The following is a 22,955-nucleotide window of genomic DNA, read 5'->3' on the forward strand; positions in this document are numbered from 1 at the left end:
GAAATTATAGCATTTCCGCTATAAAATGCAAAGAAATCGACTTTCGTACCCAAAAAAATACAACGAAAATGCACAAAGTCAAAAACATAAAAAGTTTTTATACAGTGTATAATGTACAAACGTGAAACAGGATCCAGACCGAGACACCCTGCAACTTTATACATCGTCGTTTTTAGTTAAAAATATAAGAAAAAAAGCGCCTCTTACCGCAAAAATGTTGTTATTATCGGTCACCCGCAATGGCTTTCGGGATAAGCTCACAGGATTCCGAAAAAGCAAAAAAGCCGAAAGCATTATACCAGTAATGCTTTCGGCTTTTATAAATTCAAATATCAAGATGTGAGTATCAGTCACGATACAGAAACGTTTCGCATATCCAGCCGAAACATCAGTTTCCGGCCACCGGGCCTTCTCCTATGAGACCGTCATTTAACTCACTGTCTCCCGGCTTCACATCAGGAAGTTCAGGTACATCCCTGTTGGTCTCGGCATTGGCCTCTGAATGAGTCTGAGACTGAGTTGTTTCCGGCTCATCATCAGGATCTGAATCCCTCTCCGGCTCGCGCTCTTCGTTGCTGTTCTCGGAAGACTGTGATCCTTCAGACTCGGAAGAAACCGGCTCACCGTTTTCGTTTGTGGCAGTGGCTGCCGCAGATTCAGCAGCGAGTGATGCCGCGATTTCCGGAGTATACTGCTTCGGAGTATGTCCGCTGTAGTGTGTATAGTGATCCTTGATCTTCTCAGTCGTTCCGTCGGCATTGTGGATGACCTTATATGCCTGCCACTCAGAGCCCGGAGTTCCTTCCGACTGCTCTCCCTCTGTTATGAGCTGAGGCTCAGGTATAGGAAGATCTGCCGCCTTCTCGGACACAAGCTCCCATGAAACTCCCTCTGGAAGTATCCTTATACCATAGATCTGGGCGTTCATGGTCTGATCCGCATACCAAGCCCTGATTCCTATGGCATGATCCGAATTGTTCACAAACTTGTAATCAGGTCCCGGCCATGAAACAGTCGCGTCCGTTCCAGGTGTTACATAAGTAGGTGCAAATGTATGTGATCTTCTGTAGGTGGTCGTAAGTCCGGCTCTGAACACGGCATTGTACAGAGTTGATGAAACCTGGCAAACACCGCCGCCGACCTCAGTAACGACCTCACCCTCATTATATGCAGGTGCTCCGCCATAGCCCTTTTCTGCGGTACGCTGTCCTACAACAGTATTGAAAGAAAACTCTTCTCCCGGCTGGAGGACTGTTCCGTTTATAGCTGCGGCAGCCTGCTTGATATTGCCGTTACGGATGGAATTCGCCGTGGTCTTCGTTGTAAAGGATCCTATGATCTCATACTTATCTTTAATAGAAGAAACAGAAGCTGATACAGTCTTTCCGTCCGCCTCTATGCTTGCTGCATAGTCGTGATCACTTATGGCCTTCATGACCCTGGCAACCGTTGCGTCAGCATTTATCTCATAGCCGTCAACCGATCCTCCGAAAACAAACTCACCGGTCGATGAATCAAATGAAGTTATATCTCCGTTCTTCGGGTTCATCTTCCAGACTGTGGCAAGCTGATTCATATAGTCTGTGACCTCAGCCGTAAAGTCAGGAAGTGACAATGCATAATCCGCAACAGGTGCAGCTGACTCAGCAGATTCACTGCTTTCTTCTTTTTTATTTGTTTCAGTCTCAGTCTCCTGAGCCTTCTTTGTTTCATAATCTGTGAAGATCTGATCGATCAGCTCTTCCAGCTTATCCGAAATCAGATCCGGAACTTCAAATTTTCCGGCATCAGGTCTGATCGTGATCCCTGCGTATGGGCTAGCTACCTCTGCAGTCTGCTCAGATCCGTCATTATCGCTGACCTCGGCATCCTTTTTTGCCTCAGTTGTTTCTTCAGCAGTCTCGCCCGAAGCGAGGTCCGGCATGGTGAAGTTCTCTAATGAAGGATTAGGGTTTGTAACCACCAGCTTCCAGTCATATGTAGCCATGATGGCGTTCTTCACCTGCTCACGGTTCATGCCCTTCAGATTCAGGAGTTCTGCTCCCGAAGCGAATGAACTAACATCCAGATATACATCATCACGTATACTGTTCGGATCATAGGCTTCTGTCGCAACAACCGTCTCCTCCTTCGGAGAACCGCCCATACCCTTGATCGCAAAAGCCACTCCTCCGATCACAACTACAAAAGCCACAGCCGCTGCAACGATCATGCCCATATTGTAGTCATTTCCACCGGATCTTCTTCCGTAATTACCGCCGTTTCGTCTGGAACCGCCGGAAGATGCCCTGCTGCCGGATGATGTTCTGCTGCCTGAGCCCGAATATCTGGCTCCGTTCTGTCCGGCATACTGACTTCCCCTCGCACGAGACTTGCCTCGTGATCTTGATGCAGCCCGACTGCGACCTAAATCATCATATCTATCTGTCATAGGATTATCTCCCTATATCTATATATAAACATAAAATCTCACAATGCATATAATCTTATCAGCAATAATTATGTTTGTACATTGTGATTTTTATTAAATACACGACAGAATTACGTAAGAAGGATGAACAGTTTTTCATTTTTTAATGCTCTCAAAAGCCTGTGCAAACAGCCTATTTTAATTGCAGACACTGCAGCGATCATTTCATCTCCTGCTTCAAAGTTCCGATAGCGGTCTTCGGATTATTATGGAAGAAATCATAAACCTGTCTTGCGGAATAGTCATCCATGGACGGACACTCTATAAGCTCATCGAGACTCGCCACACGTATATGGTCAATGTCTCCGAACCGCTTCATCAGCGCCTTCTTCCTGACTTCTCCGACTCCCTTTATCTCATCAAGCAGTGACTTTATCTGATTCTTGTCTCTCAGCGAACGATGATAGGTAATGGCAAATCTGTGAACCTCATCCTGAATTCTCGTAAGAAGTTTAAACGCCTCGCTGTTCTCGCTGACAGGCAGCTCTTCATTCTCATAAAGCAGCGCTCTGGTTCTGTGATGATCATCTTTCACCATACCGCAGACCTTCACAGAGCTTATACCCAGCTCGTCCAGTACCTGCTTGCAGACATTGACCTGCCCGCGGCCGCCATCCATACAGATAAGATCCGGGAAATTAGAAAATGAACCCAGCTCGTTATCCTTTCCGGTCGCAGCATTATCCTTCATCTCACTGAGTCCGTGCTCGAAGCGACGGGTGAGCATCTCATACATGGAAGCATAATCGTCCGGTCCCTGAACCGACTTGATGCGGAACTTTCTGTAGTCGTTGTTCTTCGGCTTGCCGTTCTGATACACCACCATGGAACCGACGTTCAGTGCACCCATGGTATTGGAGATATCATAGGATTCGATACGAAGCGGCGGATTCTCCAGTCCTATTATCTCCTGAAGCTCCTTTATGGCTCTTGCGCACTTCGCATCCTGCTCGCGATACTGCTGCCTGTAACGGTTCATAAGAATTCCGGCATTGGTCATGGCAAGCTCCACCAGCTTTTCCTTCTTACCTATCTGAGGTGTGACAATGCTTACCTTTTTGCCCTTCTCGCGACTCAGCCACTGCTCAAGGATATCCCTGTCAGGCAGTTCTGTCTGTACCCAGAGCTCATGAGGGATAAACGGGGTTCCATTGTAATACTGCTCAATAAAATCGTTAAGGATCTCCTCATCAGTCTCCTCCTGATCGATGTCTACAAACTGGTGATCCCTTCCTATGATCTTTCCGTCACGGACAAAGAAGATCTGAACGACACAGTCCGAAAACTCTCTGCGCATTCCGATGATATCCCTGTCTCCGGAATCGTAGGCAACGATCTTCTGTCTGTTCTGAATAGCCTCGATGGATTTGATGAGATCCCTCATCTCTATGGCTGTTTCAAAATCAAGATTGTCGGAGGCCCTCATCATCTTTCTGTTCAGTTCTTTTACGATGTCATCATACTTTCCATTAAGAAAATCTATGGCTTTATCCACCTGTATCCTGTAATCCGCCCGGCTTTGCCTTCCGAGGCACGGAGCATCACACTGATGGATGTCGTAATACATGCATTTCTGCGGAAGAGGTGAATCCTCGGTGAACACCTTATTACAGTTTCTGATATGGAAGGTCCTTCTTATGAGATCGATCACCTCATTCACCTGATCATTGGATGCATAGGGGCCAAAGTACTTCGCCTTGTCCGTCGCTCTCTTTCTGACCTTCAGAACCCTCGGATACTGCTCCATGGTCACCTTGATGTATGGATAGGTCTTATCATCCTTCAAAAGAGTGTTATATCTCGGCTTATGCTCCTTTATGAGATTGTTCTCAAGCATCAGGGCTTCAAGCTCCGAATCCACAACTATATATTCAAATCTTTCCACCAGACTCACCATCTGCTGGATCTTTACGGATTTTTTATAGGATTTCTGAAAATACTGTTTAACACGGTTTTTCAGAACCTTGGCCTTTCCCACATATATTATCTCATCCTTGGGTCCGTGCATCAGGTACACTCCCGGAAGTGCCGGCAGCTTCTTCAGTTCTTCGTCAAAATTGAATTTACTGTTATCTCGCATTTATTTTTTCCATTCTAATACAAAAACCAGCTTCGCCTCTCGTGGCCGGTTACCAGCCGGCCGGGCGGCATCCGTATTTCCTCCAGAAACACGGATATATAAATATCCGCCGAAAAACCGGACATCGGTTTCGCGGCGGATACAATCATATCACGCATGGCCACTGCTATGCGCCGGCCACTCATGAAAATTTTATGAATTAATTTACTTAACTACGAAGTTAAGGATCTTACCCTTTACGAAGATCACCTTCACGATGTTCTTTCCTTCAAAGAACTTGTTGATGGCAGGGTTAGCCTTTGCGGCTTCAACAGCGTCATCCTGAGTTGCTTCAGCAGGAAGGTCAACATTGCCCCTTACCTTACCGTTTACCTGAACGCCCATGTTGATCACTGCATCCTTTGTCTTCTCCTCATCGTACTCCGGCCACTCAGAAAGTGTAAGAAGTCCCTCGCCGCCGATCTCCTCATAGATCTCCTCTGTAAGGTGAGGTGCGAACGGATGAAGAAGCTTGATGAACACAACGAGATCATCCTTCGTGATAGCTCCGGCCTTTGTGAAGTCGTTGATAAGAGTCATAAGAGCCGCAATAGCAGTATTGAACTTCATACGCTCGATATCATCTGTAACCTTCTTGATGGTCTTGTGAAGCTTAGACTCAAGGCTTGGATCTTCCTTCTCAAGGGTTGCGATATCTGTAAGTCCTGCAACACGGTCAAGGAAACGCTTTACTCCGCGAACTCCCTCGTCGCTCCATGGAGCGGCTGCTGTGTAATCACTCATGAAAAGAACATAAGCACGAAGGGTATCTGCACCGTAAAGGTCTACGATGTTCAGCGGATCGATGACATTGCCCTTTGACTTGGACATCTTCTCACCGTCAGGTCCGAGGATAAGTCCCTGATATGTACGCTTAGCATATGGCTCCGGTGTAGGTACGAACTTGTTATCGTACAGGAACTGGTGCCAGAATCTGGAATAAAGAAGGTGTCTTGTAACGTGCTCCATACCACCGTTATAGTGATCTACAGGCATCCAGTACTTAAGCTTGTCCTGATCTGCAAATGCCGCATCGTTGTTGGCGTCGCAGAATCTCAGGAAATACCATGAGGAACCTGCCCACTGAGGCATAGTGTCTGTCTCTCTCTTGGCTGCACCGCCGCACTTAGGACATGTGCAGTTCACGAAGCTGTCGATCTTTGCAAGAGGTGACTGTCCGTCTGTACCCGGCTCGAAGTTCTCAACGTCAGGAAGTGTCAGAGGAAGCTCCTCAACAGGAACACCAACTGTACCGCACTCAGGGCAGTGAATAAGAGGAATAGGCTCTCCCCAGTAACGCTGACGGTTAAATGCCCAGTCCTTCATCTTGTACTGAACGCCCTTGTGTCCGATGCCTCTCTCCTCAAGAACTGTGAGCATCTTCGCGATAGAATCCTTCTTGTTTGTAAGGCCGTTAAGGATATCGGAATTTACCATCTCGCCATCGCCTGTATAAGCTTCCTTGGAAATGTCTCCGCCCTTTATAACTTCAACGATATCTACGCCGAAGGTCTTTGCGAAATCATAGTCTCTCTGATCATGAGCAGGAACCGCCATGATGGCACCTGTTCCGTATCCCATCATTACATAGTCGGCAATGAAGATAGGGATCTGCTTTCCTGTTATAGGGTTAGTAGCCTTGAGACCCTCGATCTTTACACCGGTCTTATCCTTGACAAGCTGAGTACGCTGGAACTCTGTCTTCTTGGCTGCATCCTCACGATACTTCAGAACCTCATCCCAGTTTTCGATCTTGTCCTTGTACTTATCAAGGGCAGGATGCTCAGGTGCAACTACCATGAAGGTAACACCGTAAAGTGTATCGCATCTTGTTGTATAGATCTCAAGCTTGTCGAGAGCTTCTGCGTTTCCGTCTGTAAGCTCGAAATTAACGAAAGCACCTGTTGAACGTCCGATCCAGCTTACCTGCTGCTGCTTGATGCTTTCAGGATAGTCTACATCATCGAGGCCGTTAAGGAGCTTATCGGCATACTGTGTGATTCTGAGATACCATACATCCTTCGGAAGCTGAACAACATCGCTGTGACAGATATCGCACTTACCTCCCTGGGAATCCTCGTTAGAAAGGACAACCTTACAATGAGGGCAGTAATTCACCAGAGTCTTGGCTCTGAATACAAGTCCCTTATCGAAAAGCTGAAGGAAGATCCACTGTGTCCACTTATAGTAATCCGCATGAGATGTAGCAATCTCTCTTGACCAGTCAAAAGAGAAGCCAACCTGTCTCATCTGATCCTTGAAGTGCTCGATGTTCTTCTCGGTAATGAGGTGAGGATGTGTATTTGTCTTTATAGCATAGTTCTCTGCAGGAAGTCCGAAGGAATCAAATCCCATCGGGAAAAGCACATTGTAGCCCTGCATCCTGCGCTTACGTGCAAGAACCTCTACGCTTGAATATGCCTTGATATGGCCAACGTGCATACCTGCACCTGAAGGATACGGGAACTCTACAAGTCCGTACCACTTCGGACGCTTGTCAAAGTCCACAGCCTTAAATGCCTGCGCCTCGTTCCACTTTGTCTGCCATTTCGGCTCGATCTTTTTAAAATTATACTTCATGACTAATTTCCCCTTGTGAAATTCAACTTACATTTCAACAAATTATACTGTGAGTGTCATTAAGTCCATCTCTCACCATCCTGTTTCCGCAAGCGGAAGATGGACTTATGACACCAATATCGTAATATTATATCAGAAACTGACGATACGTCAAAGAATATAAAATATACCGCTTTTATATGTCTGTCATGAACAGAAAAAGGCCCGGGACATGGAGCCCGGGTCTTAAATGCGCATTAGTATAGTAATATCTGAACGCTCTTACCATCGCATAGATCGATCTGAATCAAATCATGCTGTAAAGCCTTAATCACGCCGCAGGAAGAAATGCATCCCACGGGTAATCATTGGCAGCATTCCAGATAAGCCACTCATCATAGCCGGCATCATATACCGCCTGTATCTCCTGTCTCACTTCTTCCGCTCCATAATGTATATATGAAGGCAGATAGGAAGCCGTAAATCCCTGAAGCCAGGGGCGGACCTTCGCCTGGTGAATCCCTTCCTGATATTCCAGTGACAGATCCTTCTTTGAAGCATTGCAGGCGCCAAGTATGGCCTCATAATGATGGGTGTCAGGTACATCCAGTCCAAAATTACCGTTTCCGTAATGAGACGGATAGATCATCGGACACATATAGTCCACCGCACCTGCCATAACAGGATAATCCTGTCCTACAGAAACAGTATCCACATAGGAGCCGATGATGGTTCCAAATACGTCTGCAGACATGAACACGCCCTTTGCCGCCAGCCTGTCAGATGCAAAACGGACAAACTCTGTGATGATGTCCGTCTTGCCCATGCCGTTCGTATCCGATTCCGAATAAACGACGCTGTTCATACCTTTTTCTGTACAGAAACGCACATAGTCGAACTGAATTTCATCGAACCCCACATCAGCACACTGCTCAGCGACCTGTACCTTGTATTCCCACGCATCCCTGTTGTATGGATTTATCCAGGCCATGCCTGAATTATCGTGAAACACAGTGCCGTCTGCATTATGATTGAGCCACTCGGGCTTAACATTCTCAAGGTAAGGATCTCTGAAGGTAACGATACGCGCTATGGAATAAATATTATGTTCCTTCAGGGTCTTCATAAGCGACTGAATATCAGGGATAGCATGCTCAACCGAACCTATCTCCTCGATCAAGTCACCATGCATGTCATACTCTATGTGTCCCTGGTCATCAAGTATGTCAATGACTACCGCATTTAATTCTGTGGCATCGATCCTGTCTATAATCTTCTGCATGGTGGCAGATCCTGCCATCTTGGAACTGATATAAATGCCCTTAACCTTTACTGCCTCTTTTTCCGGTTTTTTCTTTGTCCACACTTCAGCCTGAGCTAAAGCCTGGCTTTCTGATTCCGCTAGAATTCTCTGCTGTTCAAGCGACTCCTCGAACTCCGATTCCCTGATGGACTCGGCTTCATATTCTCTGAGCTCGTCGGACTTGTTGACATTGTATACCAACGGTGTCTGACTCTGGCATCCGAGAAGTACGAGGCTCAGCAGAAGAATCATCGCTAAAACTTTTTTCATGTTTCAACCTCGTAATTTTGGCGCATTATTTAGATATTATACCACTTTCCTGCCATTTAACAACTTTTTGTAATGTTCAGGCGCCACCAGCAGGGTTTTTTACCGGTTTACCATAGCCTGGGGCGCATCCAACATTCCTGCGGAATGTTGGATAAATGCAAAAAACCCTGAAGCCGAAGCTTCAGGGTTCCATATCTAAACTGAAGTTAAAGATCAATCCTCAACCTTAACGATCTCACGCTTGTTGTAAGATCCACATGCCTTGCAGACTCTGTGAGGCATAACAAGAGCACCACACTTAGAACACTTTACAAGGTTCATCTTTCCCATCTTCCAGTTAGCTCTTCTAGAATCTCTGCGAGCCTTGGATGAATGATTCTTAGGACAAATTGACATACTTACACCTCCTTCGTCATACCCGGGTAATTATATCCAAACGGTTAATTTATGTCAAGCGAAACCCATAAGAGTTTTCGCGATTGCACACTCAATGTAAAATACCACGTTACTCGATTAATTGCAAGCAGAATTTTTGCTTCACGTGGATATTTTTGCGCAAAAACTGTCAAAAATTCCGGCGGGTAATTACTCGCCGGAATAATTCTGGTTTTTCAGTTAAGCATCGGGAATAAGCATATATTCCCGAAGACCCTTTAAGCCGCTCTGCCCTCTCACTTACAGATCGGGACAGCGACAGGTACAGCGAATCAAGCCTCAACAAGACGAAGTGTATCGCGAGCGATAGCAAGCTCCTCATTTGTAGGGATCATGAAGATCTTAACCTTAGAATCATCTGAAGAAATAAGAGCAGCCTTGCCGCGAACGTTATTTCTCTCGTCATCGATCTTAGCACCGATGAAGCCAAGATACTTCTCGATGATGTTCTTACGTGTTACCTTATCGTTCTCACCAACACCGGCTGTGAATGTGATAGCGTCAACACCGTTCATAGCTGCTGCATATGAACCGATATACTTGGCAACTCTGTACTCAAATGCCTCGAGAGCAACCTGAGCCATGTGGTTACCTTCCTCTGCTGCCTTCTCAACATCACGGAAATCTGATGAAACGCCTGAAAGGCCAAGTACACCTGACTTCTTGTTAAGGATGTTAAGAACCTCATCAACAGAAAGATTCTCGTGGTTAGCAAGGAACTGAACTACTGCAGCATCGATGTCGCCTGAACGTGTTCCCATGATAAGTCCCTCAAGCGGAGTAAGACCCATAGATGTATCAACGCCCTTTCCACCGATTGAAGCAGAAATAGAAGCACCGTTTCCAAGGTGGCAAACGATAACCTTTGCCTTCTCAGGATCGAGGTTACCGAACTTGATTGTCTCGTGAGATACAAAGTTATGAGATGTTCCGTGGAAACCGTAACGACGGATGCCGTACTTCTCATAGTACTCTGTAGGAATTGCATAGTAGAATGCCTTCTCAGGAAGAGTCATACCGAATGTTGTATCAAATACAGCAACGTTTGGCTTTCCAGGAACTACCTTCTCACAAGCCTCGATACCAAGAAGGTTTGCAGGGTTGTGAAGAGGTCCGAGATCGAAGCACTCACGGATGATATCCTTAACTTCCTGATTTACAACGATAGACTCTGTGATCTTCTTTCCGGCATGGAGTACTCTGTGACCGATAGCACCGATCTCATCAACAGACTTAACTACACCGTGTGCAGCATCTGTAAGAGCATCAAATACAAGCTTAACTGCAACGCCGTGATCAGGCATAGCTGTCTCAAGCTCGAAATCATCCTTGCCAGGAGCCTTGTGTGTAAGCTTTGAGCCCTCGATACCGATTCTCTCGCAAAGTCCCTTTGCAAGAACTGACTCATCCTCCATATCGATGAGCTGGTACTTAAGTGAAGAAGATCCACAGTTTAAAACAAGAATTTTCATTGGTTATTCTCCTAAAATAAATTACGGAGCTACAGCTCCTATTATAAACGGCTAAGAGCTTCATGCCCTGCCGAAGTTTTTAAAACAAACAGGGTCAAGTCCTTAGGGCTCGACCCTGTGAAAAGCAAAATCTGTTAGATTAAGCGTTCTGAGCCTGTACAGCTGTCATAGCAACAACGGCTACGATATCATCTGCATAGCATCCTCTTGAAAGATCGTTTACAGGCATTGAAAGTCCCTGAAGAACAGGACCGTAAGCGCCGGCACCTGCAAGTCTCTGAACAAGCTTGTAACCGATGTTACCAGCCTCAAGAGATGGGAATACAAGTGTGTTCGCATGACCAGCAACTGAGCTGTTAGGAGCCTTGAGAGCTGCAACTGTAGGATCAAGAGCAGCATCGAGCTGAAGCTCACCGTCGAGCTTGATCTCAGGGAACTTCTCGTTAGCGATCTTAACTGCCTCTGCAACCTTAGTTACATCATCGTGCTTTGCACTGCCCTTTGTTGAGTATGAAAGCATAGCAACCTTTGGCTCTGCTCCAACAAAGTTCTTGAAAGACTCAGCTGAAAGTGCTGCGATCTCAGCAAGCTTCTCTGAATCGAAATCTACGTTTACTGCACAGTCAGCAAATACGAATGTACCATTCTCGCCGTACTGAGTAGCAGCTGTCTCCATAAGGAAGAAGCCTGAAACAGACTTGATACCAGGCTTTGTCTTAAGAAGCTGAAGAGCCGGTCTGATAGTGTTACCTGTTGAGTGGCATGCACCTGAAACAACACCGTCAGCATCACCGCACTTACACATAAGACATGCATAGTACATATAGTCCTTCTCCATCTGCTCCTGAGCAGACTCAGCTGTAACACCCTTGCTGCCTCTGAGCTCTACGAACTTATCAATGTACTTCTGCTTGTTAGGATCGTTGTAAGGATCTACAACTGTGATACCTGTAAGATCAAATCCCTCACCGTTCTTGGCAATTTCGTCAGGAGTTCCAATCAGAACAACATTTGCGATTCCTTCCTTTGTAATCTTGACAGCAGCCTCGAAAGTTCTCTTATCCATTGACTCAGGAAGAACAATAGTCTTCTTGTCTGCTTTTGCCTTAGCCTTGATCTCATCAATAATAGCCATTGGTGTCATTCTCCTCTCAATATACACATTATAATTTAATCACCCGCCATGCCATCCGTAACATCCTGTACCGAAAAGGCCATGGAAAGTGAAGAGTTTATGTGATTCCGTATACAGTGTAAACCTGTATACAATACGACATACATAATTATTATACTCTATAAAATCCGCCGTTCAAGTCGCAAGACAAGTGTTTTTCTGCACAAAATCAAGGACAAAAAACGAATTTTTCATCCACTGTCACCTGCCGCATATCCCAGCTGTGTAACCGTCAGCTTTCTTTATAGAAAAACACTGTAAAGATCAATACTTCTCAAATCTCTCGAGATCTACCACCATGACTGTTGCGCCGCCTATCTCAACAGGTACCGGCATGGTGGAATAACTGTTCATGGATGTACCTGATACATACGGCATGTTGACAGTGATCTTCTGGCGTTTTCCGCACTCCTTCTTTATAGTCTCGATACAATCGTCAACTCTCTCGTCATCCGTTGCAATCATAAGAGTCGAGTTACCTTTTCGTAGGAATCCTCCTGTACTGGCAAGCTTTGTGACCTGAAAATGCTCGCTGTTCAGCGCATCCATCACATCATCCTCGTTGTCATTACGTACGATTGCATAAATCAGTTTCATATATTCTGCCTCCAATGTCTCAGACATGTAATTTTCGTTATTCATAATAACACACATCAACAGTCCATAACTATAAATTTTTGCGTAAATTCGTTGCCTGAACCGGCATTTTCACCATTCCCGGAGGCGACTCTGTATATCTGATTGTAAATATCCGCAGCATACATGTCCTGATGGAACATGATCTCCGCGTGGGAAGCATTGATACTGAGGATAAGCTCCTCGGTGGTCTCTATGGTCTCTCTTTTCCTGACTGATTCGAGCTGCTTTTTGTACCGCGCAGGAGAAGTCACGACCGTGGTCTCTACACTGCCCATCATATCCTTTGCTCTCTTTCTGACCCCAAGTACCCTGACATATGGCATCATATCCCCCTCGCCGAAAAAGCGTCCTCTCAGCACCAGAGAATCCCTCTTATGTATATCCAGAAGTATATGAATAAGAGCTCTCGAGATACGTGTGTAGGTATAGTTCTTTGATTTAATGCTCTTTATTCTTTCAGTAAAGGTCATCCTTTCATGAACCTGCTTTTTCAGAGCATCGGCAATCTCCCTTGAAACATCAAGATACTCGAGAAAAGAAGTCGGCTGTTCAGGCTCCATCTGATCAAGATAGTAAAGCTGCAAAAGCCTGTAGCTCAGCATGTCGGAAAGCATGTCCACATCCGCATACTCGTCTCTCCCTCTGTCTTCATCGCCGGATCTTATGGCGTCCCGAATACTGTGTGCGCTCTCATATTCCATGTTTCTGCGAATGCAATCGATCCGAAAGCAGTCGCCCTGCCTTTTTACAGCTTTTATATATTCGATCCCGAGTATGTCGTTTGGCTTAAGTCTTCCCGATGCAGCAAGTTCTTCCGCCCTGTCGGCCTCCTTGGGAAGCTCACTCTCTCCACCGGTACAGACATTATCAAGCATGTGCTGAAACGCCCTGTCATCATCTCCGGAAAGGACCAGCCTGATGGCCTCAGCTCTCGCCTTTGCATAACTCATGCCGGCCACCACGTTGTCCCTGATGGCAGAATTCAGCTTCGCGTTCCTGCTCCCGGAACTGAGCTCAAGCTCAGCCACCTTCATAAGCGCTCCCATATCACCGGACTCCGAGCCAAACAGTATCGTATCAACTATTCCGAGGGATCTCAGTGTTGCCACACCTCCCGCAGCGAAATCCTCTGCAGAAGACGTGGAAAAAATCTCCGGGATCTGAACCACCATGTCCACTCCGTTCCGAAGTGCATCCCGGCATCTCTCATACTTATCGAAGATGGCAGGCTCTCCCCTCTGAACAAAATCTCCGGACATGGCCGCAATAACATAACAGTCACCGTATCTTAACCTTATGCTGTCCACCAGATATCGATGCCCCTCATGAAACGGATTAAATTCTGTCACTATGCCTATTACGTTCTTACCGTTATACATATTCCCTCTAAAAAAAGATTCTTTATTTTCTGTGGAAAAAATTCCATTTTCTATTTTAAGATGCAAAAGAGGCTGCATCAAGACCGATGCAGCCTCCAGATTATTAAATAATTATAAAAACACTTAATTTAAGTATGTAATCCCGCTGATATTCAATGAGAGCAGGCGTATGCTTATGAAAATGCTGATATAATCAGTGCTTTCTCAGTTCTTAAAGCTGTGGATAGGTGCAGGAATACGTCCTGTACGGTTCACGAAACCTGAGCAGTCAAATGTATTGACCGACATAACAGGTGCGTGTCCGAGAAGTCCGCCGAAGTCAACGTGATCTCCCACTTTCTTGCCGTAGGCAGGAATGACTCTTACCGCAGTAGTCTTCTGGTTGACCATACCAAGGGCAGCCTCATCAGCGATCATACCGGAAATGGTCGATGCCGGTGTGTCACCGGGAATAGCGATCATATCAAGTCCTACAGAACATACGCAGGTCATGGCCTCGAGCTTCTCGATGTTGAGAGCTCCGGCTTCAACAGCATTGATCATTCCCTGATCCTCGGATACAGGAATGAAAGCGCCGCTGAGACCTCCGACAGAACTTGATGCCATGATTCCGCCCTTCTTTACCTGATCGTTAAGCATGGCAAGAGCCGCTGTTGTTCCGGGTGCTCCCACCTTTTCAAGGCCCATAAGCTCGAGAATGTCTGCAACAGAATCTCCGATAGCCGGTGTAGGAGCAAGAGAAAGGTCGATGATTCCAAACGGAACACCCAGCATACGTGAAGCCTCCTTGGCAACCAGCTGTCCGACTCTGGTGATCTTAAATGCGGTCTTTTTGATAAGCTCTGAAAGCTCTTCAAAATTAAGACCCTGAGCATTTTTAAGGGCATCGCGCACAACACCAGGACCTGAAACTCCCACATTGAGGATGCAGTCCGCCTCGGAAACGCCATGGAAAGCTCCGGCCATGAACGGGTTATCGTCAGGAGCATTGCAGAATACAACAAGCTTTGAGCATGCAGAAGAATCAGTGTCCTTTGTAAGCTCCGCAGCCTCCTTTATCACCTCACCCATGAGTCTCACTGCATCCATGTTGATTCCGGTCTTCGTTGAACCGAGGTTCACTGATGCACAGACGATATCTGTCTCCGAAAGAGCCTTCGGGATGGCTCTTATGAGCATCTCATCAGAAGGCGACATGCCCTTCTGACAGATGGAAGAAAAACCGCCGAGGAAATTGACACCGACAGCCTTTGCCGCCTTGTCCAGTGTGTGAGCCACCTTCACGAAATCATCAACAGACTTGCATGCCGAAGCTCCCGCGATGGCGATAGGCGTCACGGAAATTCGCTTGTTAACGATAGGAACTCCGTACTCCTTCGAGATCTCCTCACCTGTTTTAACCAGATCCTTTGCCTTTTCTGTTATCTTGTTATAAATATTGTCACAGAATGTATCAACATCCTGCGCAGCACAGTCCAGAAGACCGATTCCCATAGTGATGGTACGGACATCCAGATTGTTATGTTCGATCATGTTGTTGGTCTCATTGACCTCAAACGCGTTTACACCGTAATTAAATCCAGCCATCTCAGTCTCCTTTTAGATTCTGTGCATCATAGTGAAGATCTCTTCAAGCTGCATCTTTATGTCAACGCCTATCTTGTCTTTTCCGTACTTTGTAAGCTCTCCTGCAAGATTCTCAAAGGAATCTGTAGCCTCGGAAACATCTACGATCATCATCATGTTGAAAAATCCGCCTGTGATGGTCTGTGAAATATCAAGAATATTGATATTGGCCTCTGAAAGAAATGAACAAACTTTAGCAATGATTCCTACGCTATCCTTGCCTACAACAGTAATAATCGCCTTTCTCATAAATCCTCCTAGCTGTTTTTGCTTTCACTATATCTAAGCATTGAAAGCAGGAAAAAACAAGTTTTATCTTGTATTTCCTGCTTTCATTTTCCCATACAATTACCCCCGGCTATAAGTGCCATAATCAAGGCTTGTTTTTCACCTTGCAGCGACTTCGAAAACTCCTTCCATAAAGGTCGGAGTCCGTTGTTACGAAAGGCCGCAGCGAAGCATACCTTCCATGGTTATGGACCAGCATCAAAGCTCCACCACCTCGGAGATTCTGTCTCTATGGGCAACACTTATGCTAATGTCTCCCGCCCTGTTCTCTGAATCGGAATTATCGATCTCCTGCTGCACAGTCTTCAAAGCGAGATCCGGAAGATTGTTTTCCTTACTGAGGTGTCCAAGAAATACATGCTTTATGCGTTTCGACAGAATGGAATCCAGAAGACGCCCGCAGTTGTCGTTGCTGAGGTGCCCGTGATCGCTGAGTATCCTTCGCTTGAGAGACACAGGGTAAGGTCCATTACTAAGCATCTTTATGTCATGATTTGATTCGAGCACCATGGCGTCCAGATCCCTGAGATGCCCGGCGATATAATCATCATAGTGGCCGATATCCGTAGCTACCGCCACATTCTTCGATGCAGAAGCCTCGGCATCAGCCATTTCCGTTTCTATTCTGTAGCCTACAGGATCCGCCGCATCATGATATATGCTGAAGGGCAGAACCTGAAGATCTCCTATATTGATCCTCTTGTCCGGAATAATGGGGAACAGCCTGTCGTGAGCGAAGTCTCCCAGAGTCTTGTTCAGCATGACCTCCCTGAGGGTACCCAGGGTCCCGTAGACCGGAATATCATATTTTCTCGCAATAGTGCCCACGGCTCTTATGTGATCTATATGCTCATGGGTCAGAAATATGGCATCTATATCCTTTAAATCCAGATCAAGTTCGTGAAGTCCGGCGTTAACAGCCTTCATGGTGACTCCCACATCCACAAGTATGTGGGTGCTTTCCGTGCCTATATATGTGCTGTTTCCGCTGGATCCGCTTGCAATACTGGTAAATCTCATATATTAAAAATCCTTTGCTCCTTCAAATTAAAGTGTCTGTCTATCTCCATGATCGCTTCTGCCGGAGTTCCGCTGTTGTCGATGATAAACGTCGCCATCCGGGAATACTCCTCGTCTCCGATTTGCGAAAGAATCATATCACGAGCCTTTTTTTCTGTATAGCCTCTTGTTTTCATGAGACGTTCAATTCTTACCTCGCGCTTTGTCAGAACAGCCCATATCTCATCGCACATTTGAAGGAATGTCTCATTGGGAAGGGCAGTCTCCACCACTACATCACCATCGGAAGCTTCCACCTGTTCCCTCACATAGTCCCATACTGCAGGATGGACGATGTCGTCCACTTTTTTTCTGATGCTATCACTGTCATCACCGTACAGTTTTTTTGCAAATGCCGGAATATCTACAGTTCCGTCTTCCCTTTCGATATCATCCCCCAGAAGCTCCTTCAGCTTCTCAAATACAGGATTCCCGGAAATGTAGAAAGACTTCGCTATATCATCCGTTTTCATCACCTTAAAGTCATACTTTTTTTCCAATGTCTCAAGCACCGTGGATTTTCCGGCACCCACTCCGCCTATGACTCCGATAACCATCTTCACACACCTCTAATACCGTTACAAAAAACCAGGAGGAAAAACTGCCGTAAAGCAGCATTCCCTCCTGACGGAAAAGACCTTACAGTTCCTTCCAGTCCTTCCAAGACATCGAAAGCTCTCCCCAGTCGTGAGACTGCTTCTGCTCATTTATCCATCTAAGACCTTCCATAACTCCGTCTTCTTTGAAATCAAACTCCTTAAAGATCTTTTTTTCTTCAGGCGTCTTCTCATAGGAAAAAGGCTCAGGCCACACCCACACCCCGAGAGTGTATCTCTCCTTGATGGGGTTCATGATCTTTTCTCCTGTCTTCTTGTCTACAGGATAATCAGCCTCACCGGCTTCTATCTTCTTTAAAAGCTCGGTATCCGGGTCCTTGTAGACAACCTTAGAGAAACGATATCTCATCCCCTCCGAAGAGCCCGCAAAGGTCTCCTTCTTCAGAAATGCTATATGCATTATCTCCGTTGCTTCTATCAGTTTCATATAACTATCTTCCTTTATACGATATAGGCTTCGTTATTCCGCTTCGCACTCGTGCCGAAAAAACGCACCTCGAAATGCGAACCGCTCTCACATCAGGCTCCGAACTTCACGGCCGGATATCAGTGTGCTTCATCCCAGTTGTAGCCTTCGCTGGCATCTGCCACCAGAAGTACGGAAAGCTTTGCCGCATTCTGCATCTTCTCCACAAGAAGTGCCTTGACCGCATCCTTTTCACAAAGAGGAGCTTCGATCAAAAGCTCATCGTGAACCTGAACCACGATCCTTGACTTGAAGCCTCCCTCACGAAGAGCACGATCCACATCATTCATCGCCTTCTTCATTATATCAGCAGCAGTTCCCTGGATAGGGCTGTTCATGGCTACACGCTCACTGAAGCTTCTTCTCATAAAGTTTTGGGCATTGATATCAGGAACCGGTCTCCGTCTTCCGAAAAATGTCTTTATATATCCGTTCTCTCTTGCGAACTCGACCTGAGCATCAAGATACCTCTTAACATCAGGATAGGTCATAAAGTATCTTTCGATATACTCCTTCGCCTCGTTTCTGCTGATGGAAAGACCTTCACTGAGTCCGAAGGCAGAGATACCGTATACTATTCCGAAGTTAACCGCCTTGGCATTACGTCTCTGCTGATCAGTGACCTCGGAAAGCGGAATATGGAACACCTGTGATGCCGTTACGGCATGAATATCCTCTGCATCCCTGTACGCCTCGATAAGCTTGGGATCTCCCGACATGGAGGCAAGTATACGAAGCTCAACCTGAGAATAGTCGGCATCCAGAAATACACAGCCCTCCTTAGGAACAAATACCTTTCTGAATCTTCTTCCAAGCTCTGTACGGATAGGAATGTTCTGAAGATTCGGATTTGTGGATGAAATACGTCCTGTAGCCGTTACCATCTGATTGAACTCTCCATGGATACGGCCGTCTTTTCCGATGTATCCGAGAAGTCCCTCTGCATAAGTGGAATTCAGTTTACTGAGAGTACGGTAATTCAGGATATCATCAACTATCTTGTTATCCTCCGCCAGCTTTTCAAGCACATCCGCAGCGGTGGAATAACCGGATTTTGTCTTCTTTCCACCCTTCAGTCCGAGCTTTCCGAAAAGTATCTCTCCCAGCTGCTTCGGAGAGTTAATGTTAAACTCCTCACCCGCCTGCTCATAGATACGCTTCTGAAGCTCCTCTATGCCTGCGCGAAGCTCCACTCCGAAATCAAGAAGTGCAGCCTTATCTATAAGGATACCCGCAGTCTGCATGTTATAGAGTGTATATACAAGAGGCATCTCAATCTCTTTATAGAGCTCCATCTCCTCAAGCTCGGAAAGCTTTTTCATGAGGTCTTCGGCAGCACAGCAGGAAACGATGGCAGTATATGCAGCCATGGTCTCTTCAACAGAATCAATTCCTGTACCGGAAGTCCCTTCTGACTTCCCGCTGTTTTCCTTCTTTTCCGCCTTTGATCTGTCTCTCAGCTCCTTTTCGGAAGGAAGAGTCTCAGACATGAAATCTCTCGCGATATCCTCATAGGTGTAGGTATCCTTCAGAGGATTTACGACGTAAGCCGCAACAGACAGGTCGTAGACATTGCTGTCCGGAGAAAACTCACATTCATAAAGCTGGGACTTCAGATTCATGGTGTAAAGAGTTACACCCTCTTTAAGAGACAGCTCTCTGAGCTCCTCTCTCCAGTCAAAACCGCTGAATCTGTAGAATCTTTCGCCGTTCAGAGCAAAGAAAAGCTCGGCAGCTCCAGTTTCAGCACCGCTTTCAGAAGTCTTTTCTCCCATCTCATCAGGATCCGGAAGCATCATCTCCATCTGTCCTGATTCAGACTCCGCTATCTCTGCCTTTCTAACGATGGCAAAGCCCGCAGCTCCCTGACTCGCCGCATCCTTAAAAGCGATTTTGGCCATATAAGGATCATCCACACACTTTATTTTCGAGAGGTCCAGACTCTCCTTCTGTGAAAGGTCAAGGGATGTGACATCAAAACGCTTGATAAGTGATTTAAGCTCCAGTTTCTTGATGATCTCGAATGATTCCTCGTTGAACATGCCTTCGACCTTTGCATCGTCATACTCAAAATCTATAGGAGAATCGATGTTGATGGTGGCTAGGGTCTTCGAAAGCTTTGCAGACTCCCACTCCGAAATGAGCATCTGGGCAGCCTTAGGCTTTCTGGGCACCTTGAACTCAGGGTCGCCGGCGAGGGCCGCTTCATGAGCAGCCTCTATGGTATGATATCTGTCAATGATCCATTCCGCAGACTTGGGACCGAGTCCAGGAACTCCCGGGATGTTGTCGGAGGTATCGCCCATAAGCGCCTTAAGGTCTATAAACTCCAGCGGAGTAACATTCCACTCATTCTTCACATCCTCAGGATAATAATTGTATACGGTGGTCACACCCTTTGCGGTCTTCGGAAGACAGATCTTTATCTTCTCGTCGCAAAGCTGCAGAAGGTCTCTGTCACCTGAAACTATGGTAACCTCCACGCCCTTCGCCTGAGTTCTCTTCGCAACTGTTCCCAGAAGATCGTCAGCCTCATATCCTCCCTTTGAAAGAATAGGGATATGCATGGCTGTAAGAACTTCCTTTATCACAGGGATCTGTTCATGAAGCTCCTCGGGCATAGGCTTTCTGGTGCCCTTATACGCTTCAAACATCTTGTGTCTGAAGGTAGGCTCATGCACGTCAAATGCAACGGCGAGGTGATCTGCCTGCTCCTGATCCAGTACCTTGAACAGAATGTTCAGAAATCCATAGACTGCGTTCGTATGAAGTCCCTGAGAATTTGTGAGCTCGGGAATACCGTAAAACGCTCTGGACATAATGCTGTGACCATCTATAAGTAAAAGTTTATCTGCCAAAATGTATCTCCTTATAATGCTTCTGCCTAAATTGCTGTGGCTATGATTCAAGTCTCACTCTGCCGGTCATAAAAACCGCTCAATGCGGTCAGGTCCCTAAAGGAACCAGACTCTGAACTGCATGAAAAGCATGACCAGAACCGCCCAAAAAACTATGGTATCCACCACCATGATCATGATCTTTCTGACAAATCCTCTGAGAAGGCGGAATTTCGCGTCGGAAATACTCTTTTTCAGAGCTCCGTCGATGTCGATATCCGAATCCTTGTCTGAATCAAGCTCCGCAACACCGCTGTAGACCATGTGGGTTATCCTGAGCTCTTCCATACACTCTTTACAGCTTCCCACATGGGCTATAAAGGATTTTAACTCTTCATCCGACAATTTGTTGTTCAAATAATCATATATTCTTTTTCGTGCATCAAGACATGTCATACTTTGATTCACCCATCGGTAGTAAAGCCGATATGAGAATGCTACGCGCTTTGCGTTCACTTGTTCCTCATAACATTCGACTTGAAAACCTTTCGATAATGTGCTAATTTATATAAGTCTTAGCCGCCTTGGCGGAATTGGCAGACGCACGCGACTCAAAATCGCGCGGTTTATCCATGCCGGTTCAAGTCCGGCAGGCGGCAGATATGAAGGTGAGTTTGTTTTCGAACAGACTCACCTTTTTTAGATATTAAGACGCTGCGCTGCAATCACCGGGAAATCAAGTCATCCTGATTTCCTGCGCGATTATAGCGCAGCGTTTTTTATCACTTTGTTCCGAAGATACGGTCTCCTGCATCTCCGAGACCAGGACAGATGTAAGCATTGTCATTGAGGCAACGATCAACATTTCCAACATAGATCTGGATGTCAGGATGTGCAGCAACGAGCTTCTTGATTCCTTCAGGAGCTGCGATGATACAGATGAACTTGATCTTCTTTCCGCCATGTCTCTTGATCTGGGAAATAGCATCAACTGCAGAACCGCCAGTTGCAAGCATAGGATCGCAGACAACGATCTGACGCTCCTCGATAGGATTTGGAAGCTTGCAGAAATACTCTACAGGCTGATGAGTTGTCTCATCTCTGTACATACCGATATGTCCGATCTTCGCACTCGGAACGAGGGCTGTAAGACCTGATACCATGCCGAGACCTGCACGAAGGATAGGAACGATGGCAAGCTTTCTTCCTGCCAGCATCTTTACGCTTGCTCTCTCGATAGGTGTGTCGATCTCAACATACTTTGTAGGAAGGTCATGTAAAGCCTCAAATCCCATAAGCATAGCGATCTCTTCTACCAGCTGTCTGAACTCGTTTGTACCCGTTGACTTCTCACGAAGAAGTGAGATCTTATGTGTAAGTAAAGGGTGGTCAAGTACTGTTACATTCTCTCCAAAATTGTTTTCCATTATTAAATCTCCTTTATAAGAACCCCGGTCTTTAAGACCATAAAGTCCTGTCGGACCGGAGTCAAACTCATATATAAACCAAACTGTTGCCGATTTTTAAACCTTCTTATCAATCACCGGTTTTTCTGACGATGTCATCCTTTGCCTTGTAGATAGAGTCGGCATCCACACATCCGCGCACTGAGCTAAGCGGATAGATATTGGAATTATGTCCTATCACAGTTCCCGGATTAAGCACAGAGCCGCAGCCCACCTCAACATGGTCGCTGAGCATGGCTCCAAACTTCTTAAGACCTGTCTCGATATCTCCGTCCTCAGCATGTACCTTTACAAGCTTTTTGTCAGACTTCACGTTGGAAGTCAGTGACGCAGCACCCATGTGGGACTTGAATCCGAGAATCGAGTCTCCCACATAATTATAATGCGGGATCTGAACATTATCAAAAACAATAACGTTTTTAAGTTCGCAGGAATTACCGATAACGCAATTCTTACCAGCAATTATGTTTCCTCTCAGGAAAGCACACTGTCTCACTTCTGTCTCCGGTCCGATGATGATGTACTCGGCAAAATATGCTGACTCAAAGACCTTTGCAGTCTTGTGTACCCATACATGAGGCTTTATCTCGTCATACTCGTCCTTTGACAATGTCTCGCCGTATGCTGCTATAAAGTCATGGATCTTCGGAAGCACCTCCCATGGATATGTGCATCCTGAAAATGCCTCGCCGGCTTCTGTATATTGAAGGTCATACATGGCCTCAACAGTCATTTCACTCTTTTTCATTCTTTCCTCCAATCCCCATGGAATACAT

General features: G+C 46.1%; 18 protein-coding genes and 1 tRNA gene. 1 reads left to right on the forward strand and 18 read right to left on the reverse strand.

Features of this window, described 5'->3' with window-relative positions:
- Positions 1-388: 388 nt before the first annotated feature.
- The 16 genes from BXO88_RS09450 to BXO88_RS09525 all read right to left on the reverse strand — a co-directional run bounded on the left by BXO88_RS09450 (position 389) and on the right by BXO88_RS09525 (position 21,229).
- The gene (locus tag BXO88_RS09450; protein WP_078037493.1) at positions 389-2,431 is read right to left on the reverse strand and encodes a VanW family protein; all 2,043 of its coding nucleotides are present in this window, start codon (positions 2,429-2,431) and stop codon (positions 389-391) included.
- A 199-nt stretch (positions 2,432-2,630) separates the two neighbouring features.
- Complete coding sequence (uvrC, locus tag BXO88_RS09455) at positions 2,631-4,550, reverse strand: excinuclease ABC subunit UvrC (protein ID WP_078037494.1); 1,920 nt, start codon at positions 4,548-4,550, stop codon at positions 2,631-2,633.
- A 204-nt stretch (positions 4,551-4,754) separates the two neighbouring features.
- Positions 4,755-7,169, reverse strand: coding sequence for a leucine--tRNA ligase (leuS, locus tag BXO88_RS09460; RefSeq protein ID WP_078037495.1), 2,415 nt, complete (start codon positions 7,167-7,169; stop codon positions 4,755-4,757).
- Positions 7,170-7,479: 310 nt separating this feature from the next.
- Positions 7,480-8,721 (reverse strand): putative glycoside hydrolase, encoded by a 1,242-nt coding sequence (locus BXO88_RS09465; protein WP_078037496.1) that lies wholly within the window; start codon positions 8,719-8,721, stop codon positions 7,480-7,482.
- Positions 8,722-8,934: 213 nt separating this feature from the next.
- Positions 8,935-9,117 carry a 50S ribosomal protein L32 gene (gene rpmF, locus BXO88_RS09470; RefSeq protein ID WP_029200168.1) on the reverse strand — a complete coding sequence of 61 codons (183 nt, stop codon included), beginning with the start codon at positions 9,115-9,117 and terminating at the stop codon, positions 8,935-8,937.
- A gap of 311 nt (positions 9,118-9,428) precedes the next feature.
- Positions 9,429-10,628, reverse strand: coding sequence for an acetate kinase (locus tag BXO88_RS09475; protein WP_078037497.1), 1,200 nt, complete (start codon positions 10,626-10,628; stop codon positions 9,429-9,431).
- Between the two features lie 139 nt (positions 10,629-10,767).
- Complete coding sequence (gene pta, locus BXO88_RS09480; protein WP_078037498.1) at positions 10,768-11,763, reverse strand: phosphate acetyltransferase; 996 nt, start codon at positions 11,761-11,763, stop codon at positions 10,768-10,770.
- Positions 11,764-12,066: 303 nt separating this feature from the next.
- Complete coding sequence (locus tag BXO88_RS09485; RefSeq protein ID WP_078037499.1) at positions 12,067-12,399, reverse strand: cyclic-di-AMP receptor; 333 nt, start codon at positions 12,397-12,399, stop codon at positions 12,067-12,069.
- 56 nt (positions 12,400-12,455) lie between these two features.
- On the reverse strand, positions 12,456-13,820 hold the full coding sequence (locus BXO88_RS09490; RefSeq protein ID WP_168171670.1) for a nucleotidyltransferase family protein: 1,365 nt from the start codon (positions 13,818-13,820) through the stop codon (positions 12,456-12,458).
- Between the two features lie 204 nt (positions 13,821-14,024).
- The gene (locus BXO88_RS09495; protein WP_078037501.1) at positions 14,025-15,407 is read right to left on the reverse strand and encodes a PFL family protein; all 1,383 of its coding nucleotides are present in this window, start codon (positions 15,405-15,407) and stop codon (positions 14,025-14,027) included.
- Positions 15,408-15,419: 12 nt separating this feature from the next.
- Positions 15,420-15,695: an ACT domain-containing protein gene (locus BXO88_RS09500; RefSeq protein WP_036609193.1), complete on the reverse strand. Its 276-nt coding sequence runs from the start codon at positions 15,693-15,695 to the stop codon at positions 15,420-15,422.
- Positions 15,696-15,932: 237 nt separating this feature from the next.
- Positions 15,933-16,754, reverse strand: coding sequence for an MBL fold metallo-hydrolase (locus BXO88_RS09505; protein ID WP_078037502.1), 822 nt, complete (start codon positions 16,752-16,754; stop codon positions 15,933-15,935).
- A complete protein-coding gene (gene coaE, locus BXO88_RS09510) occupies positions 16,751-17,350 on the reverse strand; it encodes a dephospho-CoA kinase (protein WP_078037503.1) in 600 nt (199 codons plus the stop codon). The genes BXO88_RS09505 and coaE overlap by 4 nt, the downstream gene beginning before the upstream one ends.
- 82 nt (positions 17,351-17,432) lie before the next feature.
- Positions 17,433-17,837, reverse strand: coding sequence for a hypothetical protein (locus BXO88_RS09515; protein WP_078037504.1), 405 nt, complete (start codon positions 17,835-17,837; stop codon positions 17,433-17,435).
- Positions 17,838-17,956: 119 nt separating this feature from the next.
- A complete protein-coding gene (gene polA, locus BXO88_RS09520) occupies positions 17,957-20,737 on the reverse strand; it encodes a DNA polymerase I (protein ID WP_139355564.1) in 2,781 nt (926 codons plus the stop codon).
- Between the two features lie 93 nt (positions 20,738-20,830).
- Positions 20,831-21,229, reverse strand: coding sequence for a zf-HC2 domain-containing protein (locus BXO88_RS09525; RefSeq protein ID WP_139355562.1), 399 nt, complete (start codon positions 21,227-21,229; stop codon positions 20,831-20,833).
- 62 nt (positions 21,230-21,291) lie between these two features.
- Here BXO88_RS09525 and BXO88_RS09530 point away from each other — a divergent pair.
- Positions 21,292-21,372: transfer RNA gene (locus tag BXO88_RS09530), tRNA-Leu, on the forward strand.
- 123 nt (positions 21,373-21,495) lie between these two features.
- On the opposite strand, the gene upp is transcribed toward BXO88_RS09530, so the two are convergent.
- Both upp and BXO88_RS09540 read right to left on the reverse strand, forming a co-directional pair.
- On the reverse strand, positions 21,496-22,140 hold the full coding sequence (gene upp / locus BXO88_RS09535) for a uracil phosphoribosyltransferase (RefSeq protein WP_078037506.1): 645 nt from the start codon (positions 22,138-22,140) through the stop codon (positions 21,496-21,498).
- 109 nt (positions 22,141-22,249) lie between these two features.
- The gene (locus tag BXO88_RS09540; protein WP_078037507.1) at positions 22,250-22,927 is read right to left on the reverse strand and encodes a UDP-N-acetylglucosamine pyrophosphorylase; all 678 of its coding nucleotides are present in this window, start codon (positions 22,925-22,927) and stop codon (positions 22,250-22,252) included.
- Between the last annotated feature and the right edge of the window lie 28 nt (positions 22,928-22,955).

Origin of the sequence: Oribacterium sp. C9, from assembly GCF_002007235.1 — a bacterium.
Lineage (GTDB): Bacteria > Bacillota > Clostridia > Lachnospirales > Lachnospiraceae > Oribacterium.